The following is a 15,153-nucleotide window of genomic DNA, read 5'->3' as shown; positions in this document are numbered from 1 at the left end:
AGTTATTGCTCCTGTGCAAGTTTTGCAGCGTCTTGAGCAATAACGAGCTCTTCGTTGGTAGGAATAACCATTGCTTTTGGAATAGCGGTAAGTTCAGTGATTATGCCTTCGTTGCCAAAACGCGCAGCTAAATTCTGTTCGTCGTTTAGGGTAAAGCCAAGGAATTCCAGTTGTTTTACGACATTCGCGCGAATAACATCAGAATTTTCACCAATACCACCAGTGAAAACAAGTGCATCTATTCCGTTTAATGGTACAGCAAAACTGGCAATTTGCTTCGCTAATCTGAAGCAGAAAATGTCAAGTGCGAGTTGTGCCTGAGCATGTCCCTCAGCGGCGCTTTCTTCTATAGTGCGACAATCATTCGAAAGCTCGCTAATCCCTAACAGTCCGCTTTCTTTATTTAATAGTGTGTCTATCTGAGAGGCAGTGTAGTTCATTTGGTTAACTAAATAAGCAAATAGACCCGGGTCGATGTCACCACTTCGAGTGCCCATCACGAGGCCTTCAAGCGGGGTTAGGCCCATACTGGTGTCTACAGATTTACCGTCTTTCACCGCGCAAACTGAACAACCGTTACCTAGGTGCGCCGTAACTATTTTCGAAGGTTTCCCCACAAGCCCTAAAAGATCGATTGCTCGTGCCGATACGTAGTAGTGGCTAGTACCATGAAAGCCATAGCGGCGAATACTGTGTTTTTTATACAACTCATACGGAAGGGCATATAGGAACGCTTTAGGGTCCATTGTTTGGTGGAATGCGGTATCAAAAACGGCAACTTGTGGATGCGTCGCAAAGGCCTCGCTCGCCGCTTCAATGCCTAGCAGGTTGGCAGGGTTGTGAAGAGGTGCAAGCGTTGCTGTTTGTTTGATTGCTTCTAAAACAGAGTCAGTTATGAGTGCTGAGTGTGTAAAATGCTCACCACCGTGAACAACACGGTGTCCTACAGCGACGAGCTGTTGGTCTAGTTTTAATGTTTTTACTAACTCAACGAGTTTATTAATGGCGACTTCGTGTGCGTCACCATTGGCTAAGGCAACCACGTGCTTTTCACCATTAAATTTGTATTTAATTTGAGGTGAAGATTCACCTAAGCGCTCGGCTAACCCAGATAAATGCTCTTGTGCAGAGCTAGAGTCAATGATTGCGAATTTGAGGCTAGAACTGCCACAATTGAGGACCAAAACATGCGACGATGACATAATGACTTTCCGTTTTGACAATAAGAGTAGTTGCGTATTAAGCTAAATGAAGAAGTTAAATCGGCATTATGCTTAATACTAAGGTATAATTGACTAGTATGACTGCAATTTTACCTTATTTTTTAGATAAAAGTTAGCACCTAGGAGTTATGATGCAGAAAAGTCTTATTTCACAAGTGCAACTGGGTCGTCAATACACCAAAGAGTGGCCAATGCGTAAAGAATTAGCGCCTTTGTTTCCGGAGTTTAGGGTCATTAAAGCTACTGAGTTGGCGCTTCAAACGATGCCAATTCTTGCGTTATTTACCGTGTTTTTGCAAACCAGTCAGCTAGGGATGGACTACTTACCTCAATCTATTGCTATCGCGCTTTTCTTCTTAACCTTACCTGTTCAGGGGCTACTTTGGTTGGGTAAGCGCTGTGAAACGTCTTTAAATCCTGCATTATCAAGTTGGTATCGAGATCTATATCAAAAAATGGTTGCTCAAGGCTACGAGGGTCCCATTTGCGCAGGAAAACCAACTTATCGCGAACTTGCTAAGCTACTAAGAGACATGTTCGAGAAAATGGACAAAGCGTTTACTAAAGAAAATTTGTAATAGTTGCTTGATAATTTTTTTGGCGCGTCAAACACCATTAAAGATGACGCGCTCAAAAAAAGTTACTCAACCTTCTGACGAGCCCATATTACGCCCATCAACATGAAACATATCCAAAACAGAGAGCCGCTTGAGCTGTCTTCGCCTTGGCTGGGTGGAGTGGGGTCTGGTTCTGATGCGCCTAAAACGTTAACTGTAATGTTTTGTTCAGATACGGGGCGTTCTTTGAAATATGCAGTGAGTGCAATTTTATTTTCGCCGCTGTTTTCAAATACGACTTCAGAGTTGCTTCCATTTGCGACTTTATCATTAGGTAAAGTCCATTTGTAATCCAAATTAAGATTGTAATCTGATTCTAATTTCACAGAGAGCAGTGCACTTTTTCCCTGCTCAATACGCTTGGGGATATTGAGCGTTAGCGACTTTATTGCAGGTGTTACAGCGTCAACCTCATATTGCTTGCTGTAACTTAGGTCTTGATCTGCAAAGGCTTTTAGCGTGACCGTGTAAAAATCAGGGGTTGTGTATTGGTGATTTGGATTTTCTTCTGTACTGATATTGCCGTCACCAAATTCCCACTGATAAGTCAATTGATTAGCAACGGCATTTGGTGCATTTGTGAATGCAGATAATAACATAAATCCAATACAAAAGTTCCGTTTTAGAATCATTTTTTATTCCTTAATTCCTTCTTTAAGGTGCATATTATCCGTAATAACTGCGCGAGTCGACTATTTTTACATGCAATTTTTACAGCGATATTTCACTTCGACTAAATATATTTAAAGTTTATATTATCTTAATTGTGTAAATCAAAAGTGAAAAAAAGTGGATAAAAAGGTTGATCTTAGACCGAAAGTAATGTTTATAATTTGTTAGGCAATTTACTCAAAAAGTAACATATTAAATTTTTAATTCTCATAAATGATGTCTGGGATGATTCAAGGAGTGAGCGGTGAAAGTTAAATCATATGTGGTATCTGCTGTAGTAGTATCGTCTGTAATCACAGCATGGATTGGCTATGAAAATTATTATTCAGCCAGTAATAACAAATCAAAAAATGAGATTTCTAGGCTAAATGATAAACCATCTTTAGAAATTTCAAATGCAAAAACTGAAACGAACAGTAAGTCAGAGGAACCAGTAAAAGCTGAGCAACCTTCGTTGTCTGATGGACCGGGTTTAGCTTCTTTAAATAGTGAAGCTTCTGTATTTGACTTTCCATTACGTCCACTGGAGGAGTTGCACGACCTCAGAGAATTAGAGAAGGAATATGACTTTATTCGAGAGCAACTCGAAAAAAACCAAGCGGTTGAAATGATCAATCAAAGTAACTTGAGCGAACAAGATGTAATGTCGCTTAAGCATACTTATACCCACCTTAACAAAATAATTAAGCGTATTGGTGAACTAGATCTCAAAAGGATTGAAGCTGAGTTTGATGAAAAGTATGGCGAAAACGCCTACGAAGAAGACTTAAACTTTGTTCGCAGTACCGTCGCTGAAACATTAGAAAAGAGAAGAGAATCAAGGAAGGAATGGCAACGAGAAATCGATGCGATGACAAATGCAGTAAAAAATGAACATGAAGTTCAGTAAATCACTACATTGGGTCCAAGGACTCGCTTAATACTAATATAAGGATGAATACAGTGAAAAAATCTATTTTAGCACTGGCAGTTCTATCAATTCCTGCAACTTCAATGGCGCTACCTAGCCTACGTGAAGATTGCTCGTTTGGTAGCACAGTGAATACAGGTGGTGCAGATGTAATGTTTAGCCAAAATTGTAAAACGGCTTATGTTGCGCCACCTGACTTGGGGACTGCATCTCTTGGCGGATATGTGGAAACACAGGGTATATCGTTTTGTAGTAATCTTGATTACGCTAAATCAGAGTTTGACTCTTCACAAACTCGCTCGAAAGTTTGGCGTGACAAAGCATTTCAGCTTCAGTTAGATGGCGAACCTTTGGTTGATGCGAAAATTCAATCAAACGTTGAGCTTACAGCACTAAAAGGTCAGATTGATTACTGGCAATACGGCGTGTTTAAGCAGTCATACGAGATGGCTTTGCTTGAATACACAAACCGTTTCAGTGCATACAGTGGTTGTTTAAGAAACGATGCTATGACAACGCAAGAATGTCTTGATGCACGTTATGCGACTGAAGACGCATATTATGACGCAAAACGTGGCTATGATGACTATCGTTCAGCTAACAATATCTCTTTATATAAAATTGATCGTTTAGTTGCTGAAATTGAAGGTCTTGAAGATCAGATTTTTGAGATTGACGAGCGCGTTATGCGCTATGAAACTTATGCTGATAATATTGAGGAACGTGCCAAAGAAAACTACATTGAATTAGCGACAATGTACGGTGCGAACACCAAAATCATCTATCAGCTTGATTACGATGCGCATGTTGAAAGTATTCGTCGTTTAAATACGAATATTCCACAGCTTACATCATGGAGACCAATGCCATTGGTTGCAGCTGAGTTTGTTCTTAACATGAGCCCGGCATACGCTAGTACTGGTGATTCAGCATTGAACAACATCACGCCAATTCACAGCGTTACACTTCCTAAACAGTTGATCAGCTATAAGCCAAAAGGGTTTGATAGCTTGTACGAAAACTTCAACGGTGAAGAAAAATCTACCGAAGAAGGCGCGTACATGAACAACATCAATCCAAACGACGTTGATGCACTAGTATACGGTAGCTTCGGTTCTTCAAGCGCAAGTATCGCAACAAACCTTCATGGTGCTTGTAAGCTTAAAAATGACGGTGTAACGGAAAGTGAACTTGCTGCTAAAATGGATACATATATTCAGCCTTCACTACGTCTACAATGGTTGATCGAAGTACCGTTTGGCTATGAAGCTAAATACAAAGCGCATAGCATCATCAGCCGTATGACTTCTAACAAGTCAAGTGGTTTCCTATTCTGGAAGAAGCGTAAGAGCAGTTTCCATGAGTGGACTAAAAACACTCAAGACTTCGAAGTTAATTTCATCAACCCTCCTTTCAGTGAGTACTGGGATGAGGACATGAAAGCGACTGTAAAAGAAGCAGTCATGCGTAGAATTGCATTCGGTGTAATGGACAGTGTTTATCCACGTATTACTGCTGCACCTCTAAATGATGCTGAACACCAAGCATGGTCAGACGCTGCAAAACAAGTTGGTTGTAGCTTCGGTCCTTGGGGTTGTGCGATTGGTTGGGTAGTCGGTACTCTAGACAATCGTCGTAACTACAGCAGATTTTATAGTGATAAGAGCCGCTTCTACACTGAGCGTTCTAACGAAATCACTTATATCCCGAAAGACAAGTACTTAACTTTCAAGGCTAACTAAGCCAAGTCCCACCAAAATAGTAGAAGCTGTAGCTCAGCTTCTACTTATATTTCAGGTTTAAATAAGGAAAGTTCTATGTGTATGAAGCATTTATGGCTTCCGCTTGTGCTTGCGTTGGGTTTTCAAGCTGAAGCATTAGAAGTCCATGGGCCTAAATATATCCAACCTGGTGAAGCAGTTATGTTCAACGTAGTTGACAGTGAAAAGTACCAGCAGATTGAATGGCAACAGTCGTTTTTCAACGGCGAAATATATGCGACAGGGGATAAGCAACAAACACTTCAACTTGCTTTAAGTCCTGCTAGTGCAGATTCGTACATTTTTATACGTGCTTTTGGTGTTGACGGATGGAACTATGATATTGCTGATCTAGAAATTGAGGTCAAGCAGAATAAACCGCTGCCGGCAGACGTTACGATACAAGGACCAGAAAAATTAAGTAAGGGTCAATCAGCCGATTATACAATAATGGGATTACCAGCGGACACTCGTATAGACTGGGTAATCGCGGATGAATTTGGCAGTGACAGGGGCTTAAAGGTGATACCTAATGGTGACAGGGTAACGTTGAAGGTAAATAAGCGTTATTCAGGGTCGGATGCATTATTGGTCAATGCGGTCTACGTACAAAATGGGTGGCAGTATGTGCAAACGAAAAATGTATCTCTCGGCACAACCATACCTCAACCAGAGTTATCGTTAGAGTTTGATGCGAGTTACACGGCACTTATCAGTGGTGGTATTCAAGCAACAGTAAGCAACCTTCCTGTAAATGCACAAATTAATTACACTTGGCGAGTTGTCACACCACCAATAGCTAGTTCAATTACATTACAGAATGAAACAACAAACAATGTGGCTCTATTGGCACAAAACATAGATGTAGCGTCAAAGGCAACGCTTGCTGTCAAAGTAGAAATAACAACAAACGATCAACAAGCAATATTAGAAAAAGAGTTTGATATTACGATTAAGCCTAATCTACCTCCGCAATTGTCACACCAACTATCGACAGCGACATTATGGAATACAGAAAAGACCAAATTGATTGTTAATGTGTCTGAACCTGAGCAAGAAATGTTTGATTTTAGATTAGACAACTTGACCCCAGAGCTAGTGCAAGTCCAGAAAATAGCTGAATGGGAGTATGAGCTTACCGCGAATTCTGACACAAACAATACTGCGAGTTTGAAGTTATTCGCAGCCGACATACATGGCAATTTAAATGAGCAAGTCGTAGATGTAAGTATCAAGAAATTGCCTGTTATTACCTTTGAACATGCAGCGAAGCGTTATGCGAAAAGCAAGGTTCCACTTACAGCTAGCGTCAATGTACCGATGTCTTTTATTAGCAATATAACTTGGCATCAACGCCTTGGTAGTAATGTCACATTAGATGGTAGCACTACGCTCGAGCCTAGCTTTATTGCTAATGCGTTGCCTCAAGAGTATCGATTTGAACTGGAAGTGGATTTGGGTAACGGAGTAAGTGTTTCGCATGACACCCAAGTGAATACTTTCCAAGACAAAGTTCTAAATGATACCGGAGATAAGAGGCTGATTGATGATGGCGATAAGTGGTATAGCCAATCCTCTAATAGCGTACTACAAGGTCTTGATGCGCAACACGGAAGAGACTCTGTACCGAACTTAATTAAGTTAGGCAGCGGACCTGATGGATTCGATTTCATATTCTTAAATGAACAAGGTCATTTTGTTGAAAACTTTGCAGCCGACGCACATTGCTTACATGACAATGTCTCAGGACTGACATGGCTTCTGAAGTCTGCCGACTCGTATCCTCTAGACCAAAAGCTACCTTTGGTAGATGCGAATTGCATGGGCTCAAATTGCTCTATCAATGCTGTAATTCAAGACTTAAATACGAGAGGCCTTTGCGGTAAAGGAGACTGGAAGTTACCTAGCATTAATCAAACTTTATCAATTTTAAGTATTAACCAGCAAAACTCTACACTTTCCTGGTTGAGTAACGATGAATTAACAAACACGCAAAGTGTATTGAACTTGAGAACGTCAGCCATAAAAGATCAGAAATACTACGCGTTTTTAGTATATGGCGAAGAACTCAATGGCACTTGGAAAAGTGTGGAAGAAAATGCGCAATTTTTACTGGTAGCGGAGCAATAAACATGGATAAGTTGATTTTCGTTTTAAGTGTATTAGTGAGTGGACAGGCAATTGCAAATGCCAGCTGTGTCAACGATGCACCGATAAGGTTTGATAAGGGAGACGATCAAATTTTGCTTGATAACAAGCATCGCTTGATGTGGATGGACTGCGTTATAGAACCAACAACAAAAACCTGTCTCAGTGACAATCAAAGTGGATTCTCAATGACAGGCAAGCAGGCATTAGAAGTAGCTACAAGCGTCACAATTGAAGGGTACAGTGATTGGCGGTTACCCAATGTCAAAGAGTTAGTTAGTTTATTTGCGCATGAATGCGAAGCAGAAAATGCCAAGCTCGTTATGCAACTGCCAGATCGACTCAACTATGTTTGGACTTCAACAACCGCATCAAGTGGGAGTTCAGCTGGTTTATTAGTGCTTAGTACCGCGAGTACACAGCTAGTACCTTGGGTGATCAGTCTCAGTGGTCCTGCTGTGCTATTAGTCCGTAATATTGACCAAACTGTGGAGTAAATAATTATGTCGATAGTTATGTTAACACTCGCCACAGTGGTAATAGATCCCGGTCTTCCAAGGAGCTTAGAGCAACTGCCATTTGAAATAAGCCAAACGCCTTATGTGTATACCCGCGACGTTCGATTAGTTAACAATTATGTCAGTGCGCTGACTATTCAGGGTGTGATCGAAGGTACGGATGAAAATGACATACTCGTTGGTACTAATGGTACTGATGAGATCATTGGATATGCAGGTAATGACAAACTAGATGGTGGTCAAGGTAACGATATTTTGATCGCCGGTGAAGGTGATGACGAGCTTATCGGTGGTAGCGGCGAAGATACCATGGTCGGTGAGAGCGGTGCGGATACTTTGTATGGTGGTCAGGACAATGACAATATGCGTGGCGGTCAAGGTGACGATGTTGTTCATGGTGATGAAGGAGATGACAAACTATATGGAGACAGTGCAAACGACCAACTGTTTGGTGGACAAGGAAAAGATCTACTTTCAGGGGGAGAGGGAATAGACACTCTGAAAGGGGGCTCTGGAAATGATGAACTCAAAGGTGGTGATGGAAATGACACGCTCTTTGGCGAAAGTGGGGATGACCTATTAGAAGGCGATGAAAGTCCAGCTTTTATAGGGAATGACTATTTGGATGGCGGAGTTGGAGCCGACTTACTCTACGGCGGTGCCGGTGAAGACGAGCTACTAGGAAGCGATGGCAAAGATAAGCTGTGGGGGGGAGATGGCAAGGACCTCCTTTATGGCGGTAATCATGATGATGAGCTATTTGGAGATCACGGAGACGACAAGCTATATGGTGAGTCTGGTAGTGACACGTTAGAAGGTGGTGAGGGCGCTGATACTCTATATGGTGGTGCAAATGATGACCATCTTTTTGGAGACGACGGTAATGACACGCTAGATGGTGGCATTGGCGTTGATTACGTATACGGTAATTTTGGCAACGACAAGCTATATGGCGGTGATGGAAACGACGTCATGTCTGGTGGTGACGGTGATGACCACCTGTATGGTCAAAACGGTGACGATCTACTCGATGGGGATTGGGGAAACGACACTTTTTACAACTCATCAGGTATAGACTTAATGGATGGTCGGTATGGTGATGACATATTTCTGTTAGATGATGCAGGGTTTAATCGACATCAAATATATGGCGGTCCAGGCACAGACACAATCCAAGTGAGTGGTGGACTAAACCTTATCGCGTTGACAACACAGATTGAAGGTGTCGAAGTCTTAGCCGGCAACGACCAAAACAATCAACTTATTCCCGCGTTTGGCATCTCTCGTATTGAAGGCAGAAAAGGTGATGATTTCCTCTACGATTCGCATGGAAACGAGACCTTGTTGGGCGGAGATGGGAACGATACGCTCAAAAGTACAGAAGGGCAAGACAAGCTCTTTGGTGAAGAAGGCGATGACGTTTTGATTGCGCATTCGGGCACAGGAGAATACCACGGTGGCAATGGCAATGACACATTCAAACTCAAGTTATCAGTGGGTTTGGTTGATGGAGGTTCAGGCAATGATGCAATTCATTTTGAAAACGATGCATCGACATTGATGCGTATTTCAGAGCTTCGAAATGTGCAATCAGTGGTAGGTAACTCCAAGCCAAACGTATTAGAAATTCAAACCGTTACGCCAGGAAGTGCAATAAATGTAGACCTAGCTCAGGGAGTCGACCGATTTGTTGCAGGCATAATAGCAGACGACCGTTCAGGTGATACTTTCCAAGTACACTATGGGACTACTTTTGACAACGGTGTCACATTGCAAACGAGCACCGCAACATACCACTTAAAAAATGTCGAGTTTATTTTATATGAGCGAATTAGGCAGGGATATTTTGCCCAGTTTTTACTTAACTTAACAACAAAACAACTCATGGTTATATCAGAGCAACCGCTTTAAAATATTCTACAAGGAGAATAGTGTGAAACACCTAACTTGTGCCGCGAGCTTGGCAATTGCCGCTCTGCCTGCACTAGCCACTCAATATCAAGCCGTACCTGCATTTACAGGTAATGCGACTATGGGCATCAACTGTGTTCATGCGCCAGGTACTGATTTGGTAACCAATAAGGCTGATAAATGCAGCCAATTTGTGCCGCCAACTAATCCAAGAATTGATGCACAATTTCCAACGCCACCTACGACCAACAATATTGTCTATCGCAACTCTCAATCTAAATCTTTCGCTGCGTTTGATGGATATCCCATGGTGGTGGAAGTCGAACAAGGTAAATGTTATTTACGTAATGAGTTGGTAAATACCATCATTGCGGAGCGAAATGTTGCGCCTGAAGATTTCACTACATACTCATATGACTGTCCCAACGGCAATGAAGAGAGCTATGACGACAGTAATATGCTTTACAAATACATTGTCAGTGGTGCTTTTCAGCCGCAAAACGATGCACACTTATACGCTGGCGTAACAATGCAGATGGCGGTGGACTATTTGTCTGAATTATATCCAGAACAAACGTCTTTATGCCCTGCTTGGAATGCTCACTACTGTATTAACCAAATGCAGCTTCGAGTTAACTACTCTGTCGATGGGCAAACTTATAGCAGTAGTTGGGATGGAACCTATGTGAATTTGGCTGCTGGCGGTAATGCTTTTGGCCAGTTTGCACATGGTAGCTCATTCGATATTGTATCTCATGAAATTGGCCATGCATTATTAACATGGAATAGTGATTTACAATACAGTGGTGGAGAACAGTCGGCTGTACATGAAGCGTTTTCAGATATGACGACAATTGCTGCTCGTGACTATTTCTTCAAACAATTACAGCCCACTATTGATGCTTTTCAAGACACGCCATTTGGGCAATCATGGCAAAATGGAAAGGCAAAAAAATGGTGGTTTGCTGCTGATCGTAACTTCAGTGGCACGCCTTCTCGATACATTAACTTTCCTAGATTCGATCTAATCAGTGTTGATGATTACCGAGATATTGAGGAAGCGTCTGGCCCGCACCAGAAGTCAGGTGTGCTTAGTAAGTTTTTCTATCTATTGAGCAATCAAAATGGTTGGGATATTGAAAAAGCATACAAGCTAGTTCTTAGTGCAGCGAAGCAATGTTTCAATTCAAATAGTGACATCGACCATGCTGGCTATTGTTTAGTGAGGCAAGCGAGTGACCCTGTTTTAGTTAGTACATTACTGCAACAAGTCGGTGTAACGCCAAGCAACTCAGGTGTTAATAACTTGCAGTTTGATGTCACGAGATTATTGGACGAAGCAAAATACGATATTACAGATCGTAGCTTTAGTTATAGCCAAGTAGATACCTTAAAAGTGTTAGTCAATGGCGTTGCGCAAGTAAATTGGACCAAAAATACAGGTCAAGGAAGCTACTCATCAGTGAAAAGCAGCAACGTGATGTTAGACAGCGGTGAAAGTGTCATTGAGCTAAAAGTACGATTGACGAATGGGCAAGAAAAAAATGCCTATCGAATTGTCTATGGTGCTGACACTCCAAGGTGTGTCCCCGAAACTGCTGACATTGCACTTTCGGGTTTAACTGTGAACGGTCAACATGTGAATGCAAACTCAGGCTATACATTTTCTACATTGCAGCAGCCGGTTTATTCATTGAACCAATTTATGGCCCAATTTGATGCACAATTAAATAATCGTCATGTAAATGTGTATGCTGACTTTAATCGCAATCGCGTTTTTGAAGAAAAGACCGATCTGCTTAGTAACGAGCTGCTGTTATCACAGAGTAATGTTACCACTGACGTTAATTTTGACTTCAGCAACTTCCAGCATATAGAAACAGGTCCTATGTTGCTTCGCATCCGAATTGACGATGCAAAACAAAGCGGCTGTGCGAAAACTGCGACAGGACAAGTCATGGATCTGCTTATTGACTTTGTTCAAGGCAGCGATATTAAGACCGTAGAGTTCACACATCAACAAGTGAATGACTCAATTACGCTGACAGCATCAAGCACTGGTGTGGAAAACCCAACGTATAACTGGTACTTCAATGGCCAACAAGTTGCACAAGATACAGCTGTAATCACCCGCCAGATGACAGAAACAACCAAGGTACGTGTTGATCTGTTATCAAATGGTCAAGTGGTCCAAACAACAGAACAAGATGTAACGCCTGTTGCGTCACCATTATTAAATTTCAGCTGTACTGTCCAGCAGACTCAATGCCAATTTTCTGTACAACATGATGTTCTGACAGTTTCACCTCGTTATCTGTGGAGTTTCGGAGACAACGCCAATACTAAGACTACGCGTTATACAAACGAAACGTTCACATTTAATTATAGAGATTATGGTCAGTTTGATGTCACTTTAGATTTATATTTGGATAGCTTAAACACGCGATTTACAGCAACTAAACGTGTTCATGTGGAGTCTTTACCAGATGGTGTTTCTTTCGATGTAACCGTGTCTCAAGAAGAACCATTAAAAGTCACTCTTACACCGCAGTTAGGTGCTCTAAATATCATCGATTTACGTTGGAATGTCGAGCAGGTTTGGCATCAGCCGCAGGATAGACCTGGGCCTTGGGATTATACATTCGCACACGCGGGGACGCATGATATTTATATGGCCTTAACGCTGTCCAATGGTGCGATTCACACCATTAAACAGACAGTTGTACTTGAAGACATGACACCACCAGATGTGGTTACCATTAGCAGTGTAGATGTTTCTATGAAGTATGGTTGGTGGAATAGTTGCTGGAATGAAGAGACGATACGAGGAATACGTAATAATCAGGTTATCAATAGCTCATATAACTACAGTAAGGCATGTATAAACAAGATTGAAGTCAATGCGACGAGCAGCGCTAATTCGCCCATCAGAACTGAGTTCTGGATAGACGCAAACAAAAATGGTGTATATGAAGCGAAGGAAAGGAATAAGTACAGCTCAAAATTGAGTTTATCGAGTAAGTCCGTAAACGTTTGTGTTGTTGCATACACGGACGAACAAGGTAGTTCAGCAGTACCATGCGTTCCGCAAGAAGGCGCGGACAGCATGCAATTTCAAATAGTAAAATAATATATAAATTAAGGAGAATAAAATGAAACTTAGCTTTTTAGCGCTTACTGTTAGTTCGGTATTGGCATTTGGATCTGTCGCTGCATTCGAGCAACCAATAACTAAAAAAGTAAGCACGCCTGTCGTTCAAGGTCTTAACGTACAAGATGGCGTTCAGTATGTTGACCCCGATAGTAAAGAAGCAATTGCTGAGATGGAGAAGGTTTTCAAGGAAGCTGGTTGGAATGATAAAAACAGTCCACAGCTTTTCAAAGAGCTTCATACTCCTCAAGCAAAAATTGATGTGCAAGATGCGCGTTTTGTAAGAAGTTATAATAGTAGTGATACAACAGAAGCTGAACTAGAGTCTTACTTTAGCCACCTAGGTTTCAACATCGTTGGTGAAGGTGCTTCTAAACTGTTCAAAATCAGATTGTTAAATGCTGAACCAAAAGCGACAAACCTTACGGTACTATCTATCAAGTTGGTTAATGAGAAAGGTGAGCAAATCACAACTCAACAAACTGCACGTTTCTTTGGCGATGGTGGTGCGAGCTTGAATCGTAAAGTATTAGGCGGTGAAGCGACAGTTGAAAGCGCATACGAGCATGTTAAGCGCGCGAAAGAAGTTTATGGTAAAGGTACTGCTTACGTTATGTTTGCAGATGGAACTAAGGTTCTGAAAAAGATTGATGTTAAGTATGACAAACATGCAATCTTAGGTATGTTAGCAAAAGAACTTGGTTTGCCTGTTAACAATCGTCCTGCTAATGTTCCAATGGTCATGGCTAAAGCAGATTTTTCTGAAGCCGCTTCTGGTGGTGTTGGCATCGCGCAATTTGACGCATTCCAACATGTTGTTGAACATCCAAAAGACTTCCGTAAAGCGGACGCAAACAAAAAGAATGTTGCAGGTCAAGACGGCATTATTATGGTTTGTTTGAACCGTGACTACGGAGATTGTGACTACCCAATGGTTCAAGCGGGTGGTGATTACAACAATATTCCACATGTTACGATTCCATTTAAAGGCAGCATCACATTACCGACATACATTTCTCGTGTTTTATTTGAAGAAGACGATGTACTAGGCGCACAGAATGTGCCACCAACAGATGTGATGATCCAATCAAAAGAAGCTTTTCACGATAAACTATCGTTGCACAATGCAAACATGAAAGCGAAATTTGAGCAGTATTTCACTATTGATTATCGCTTTGATGAAGCTACCTGGTCTCCAGTAACAACGTTAAGTTGGAATATTCCTCGTGAATCTGCATTATTCGCGCGTCCGGGTATTTTCCAGCGTCGTGCTGATGCATATTGGATCATGAATATCGCACTTGAAGTTAACTGGATGGGTAACTTACAAGACGCGATGACATACTTCGGTGCGACACAAGAAGAGTATGACTATGTAACTGGGTATACTTCTTATATCATTGCATCGGAAGAAGCGCCTGAATTACCAAAAGACATGGCTCGATATGACCAAGCACCACTTCAGTTCTCTTTCAGTTGTTTAGCGAAAGGTACTCAAATCTTGATGCCAAACAAACAGTCGAAGGCAGTTGAAACTTTTAATGTAGGCGATCTTGTACTTGGTGCGAGCGAGTTTGAACCAGACAACACCGAAGTTCTTAAAGTTGTTGATGTATCAGTGGGTGTAGAGCACTTACCTATGGTTAAATTAACAACTGAGCTTGGCCAAACACTTACCTTGACTGAATCTCACCCATTAGTGCGTGAAGGTGGTAAGGCTGTATGGGCTCTAAATGTGGCTGAAGGCGATGTAATTCAAACTGCGAAAGGTCCAGCTAAAATCACTAAGTTTGAGAAGGTTGATTACAAAGACAATGTATATAACCTTAAATTAGCACGTGTAAATGGCAAGCAAGACGCAGGCGAAACTTTTGTCATGTTTGCAAACGGTGTTTCTGTTGGTGACCTTGCAATGCAGACAGAAAATGAGTTAGAAACTCACAAGGAAACGGTTGAAGAAGCATTAGAGCGTATTCCTCAAGAGTGGCACGCAGATTACCTAAATAGTTTAGAAACTAAGTAATCAATAACCCCTTTAAAAAGCTGGCTTTATGTCAGCTTTTTTTAAAAAAACGGATATATACTATGCGTATATAAACTGATTTTTGATATGTACTATACAAAAATTCGGGCTATGTTCCCAAACTTTGTTGAAAACTCGCTTTTATAAACATGTCTCTTAAAAATCTTTCTATTGTTTGTTGTGAGCTTTCTGTTTGTTCAAACGTAAGCGTCTAGCTAAC

At 41.5% G+C, this 15,153-nt stretch carries 10 protein-coding genes; 8 read left to right on the top strand and 2 right to left on the bottom strand.

Going from position 1 to position 15,153, the window contains the following annotated elements:
• Positions 1-2 precede the first annotated feature (2 nt).
• The gene (locus N482_RS18140) at positions 3-1,202 is read right to left on the bottom strand and encodes an acetate kinase (RefSeq protein WP_063378391.1); all 1,200 of its coding nucleotides are present in this window, start codon (positions 1,200-1,202) and stop codon (positions 3-5) included.
• Positions 1,203-1,354: 152 nt separating this feature from the next.
• Between N482_RS18140 and yfbV the strand changes: the two genes are divergently transcribed.
• On the top strand, positions 1,355-1,801 hold the full coding sequence (gene yfbV / locus N482_RS18135) for a terminus macrodomain insulation protein YfbV (RefSeq protein ID WP_063378390.1): 447 nt from the start codon (positions 1,355-1,357) through the stop codon (positions 1,799-1,801).
• Between the two features lie 62 nt (positions 1,802-1,863).
• Here yfbV and N482_RS18130 read toward each other — a convergent pair whose 3' ends face one another.
• Positions 1,864-2,472 carry a PKD domain-containing protein gene (locus N482_RS18130; protein ID WP_063378389.1) on the bottom strand — a complete coding sequence of 203 codons (609 nt, stop codon included), beginning with the start codon at positions 2,470-2,472 and terminating at the stop codon, positions 1,864-1,866.
• Positions 2,473-2,756: 284 nt separating this feature from the next.
• Here N482_RS18130 and N482_RS18125 point away from each other — a divergent pair, with 284 nt between their 5' ends.
• From N482_RS18125 to N482_RS18095, 7 genes are all read left to right on the top strand, one after another.
• Entirely contained in the window at positions 2,757-3,401 is a 645-nt protein-coding gene (locus N482_RS18125; protein WP_063378388.1) for a hypothetical protein, read from the top strand.
• Positions 3,402-3,454: 53 nt separating this feature from the next.
• On the top strand, positions 3,455-5,164 hold the full coding sequence (locus N482_RS18120) for a hypothetical protein (protein ID WP_155730637.1): 1,710 nt from the start codon (positions 3,455-3,457) through the stop codon (positions 5,162-5,164).
• Between the two features lie 81 nt (positions 5,165-5,245).
• Positions 5,246-7,312 (top strand): DUF1566 domain-containing protein, encoded by a 2,067-nt coding sequence (locus N482_RS18115; RefSeq protein ID WP_196765350.1) that lies wholly within the window; start codon positions 5,246-5,248, stop codon positions 7,310-7,312.
• 2 nt (positions 7,313-7,314) lie between these two features.
• Positions 7,315-7,827 (top strand): DUF1566 domain-containing protein, encoded by a 513-nt coding sequence (locus N482_RS18110; protein ID WP_063378385.1) that lies wholly within the window; start codon positions 7,315-7,317, stop codon positions 7,825-7,827.
• Between the two features lie 6 nt (positions 7,828-7,833).
• Entirely contained in the window at positions 7,834-9,759 is a 1,926-nt protein-coding gene (locus tag N482_RS18105) for a calcium-binding protein (protein ID WP_063378384.1), read from the top strand.
• Between the two features lie 22 nt (positions 9,760-9,781).
• Positions 9,782-12,889 carry a M4 family metallopeptidase gene (locus N482_RS18100; RefSeq protein WP_063378383.1) on the top strand — a complete coding sequence of 1,036 codons (3,108 nt, stop codon included), beginning with the start codon at positions 9,782-9,784 and terminating at the stop codon, positions 12,887-12,889.
• Between the two features lie 22 nt (positions 12,890-12,911).
• Positions 12,912-14,933 carry a Hint domain-containing protein gene (locus N482_RS18095; RefSeq protein ID WP_063378382.1) on the top strand — a complete coding sequence of 674 codons (2,022 nt, stop codon included), beginning with the start codon at positions 12,912-12,914 and terminating at the stop codon, positions 14,931-14,933.
• Positions 14,934-15,153 lie beyond the last annotated feature (220 nt).

This window comes from Pseudoalteromonas luteoviolacea NCIMB 1942 (genome assembly GCF_001625595.1).
Classification (GTDB): domain Bacteria; phylum Pseudomonadota; class Gammaproteobacteria; order Enterobacterales; family Alteromonadaceae; genus Pseudoalteromonas; species Pseudoalteromonas luteoviolacea_A.
The sequence above is the reverse complement of the archived record's forward strand: the minus strand, read 5'-3'. Positions and strand labels throughout refer to the sequence as shown.

Excerpts from the sequence above, each read along its gene's own strand:
- N482_RS18140 (WP_063378391.1), bottom strand. The coding sequence starts at position 1,202 with ATGTCATCGTCGCATGTTTTGGTCCTCAATTGTGGCAGTTCTAGCCTC.
- yfbV (WP_063378390.1), top strand. The coding sequence starts at position 1,355 with ATGCAGAAAAGTCTTATTTCACAAGTGCAACTGGGTCGTCAATACACC.
- N482_RS18130 (WP_063378389.1), bottom strand. The coding sequence starts at position 2,472 with ATGATTCTAAAACGGAACTTTTGTATTGGATTTATGTTATTATCTGCA.
- N482_RS18115 (WP_196765350.1), top strand. The coding sequence starts at position 5,246 with ATGAAGCATTTATGGCTTCCGCTTGTGCTTGCGTTGGGTTTTCAAGCT.
- N482_RS18110 (WP_063378385.1), top strand. The coding sequence starts at position 7,315 with ATGGATAAGTTGATTTTCGTTTTAAGTGTATTAGTGAGTGGACAGGCA.
- N482_RS18105 (WP_063378384.1), top strand. The coding sequence starts at position 7,834 with ATGTCGATAGTTATGTTAACACTCGCCACAGTGGTAATAGATCCCGGT.
- N482_RS18095 (WP_063378382.1), top strand. The coding sequence starts at position 12,912 with ATGAAACTTAGCTTTTTAGCGCTTACTGTTAGTTCGGTATTGGCATTT.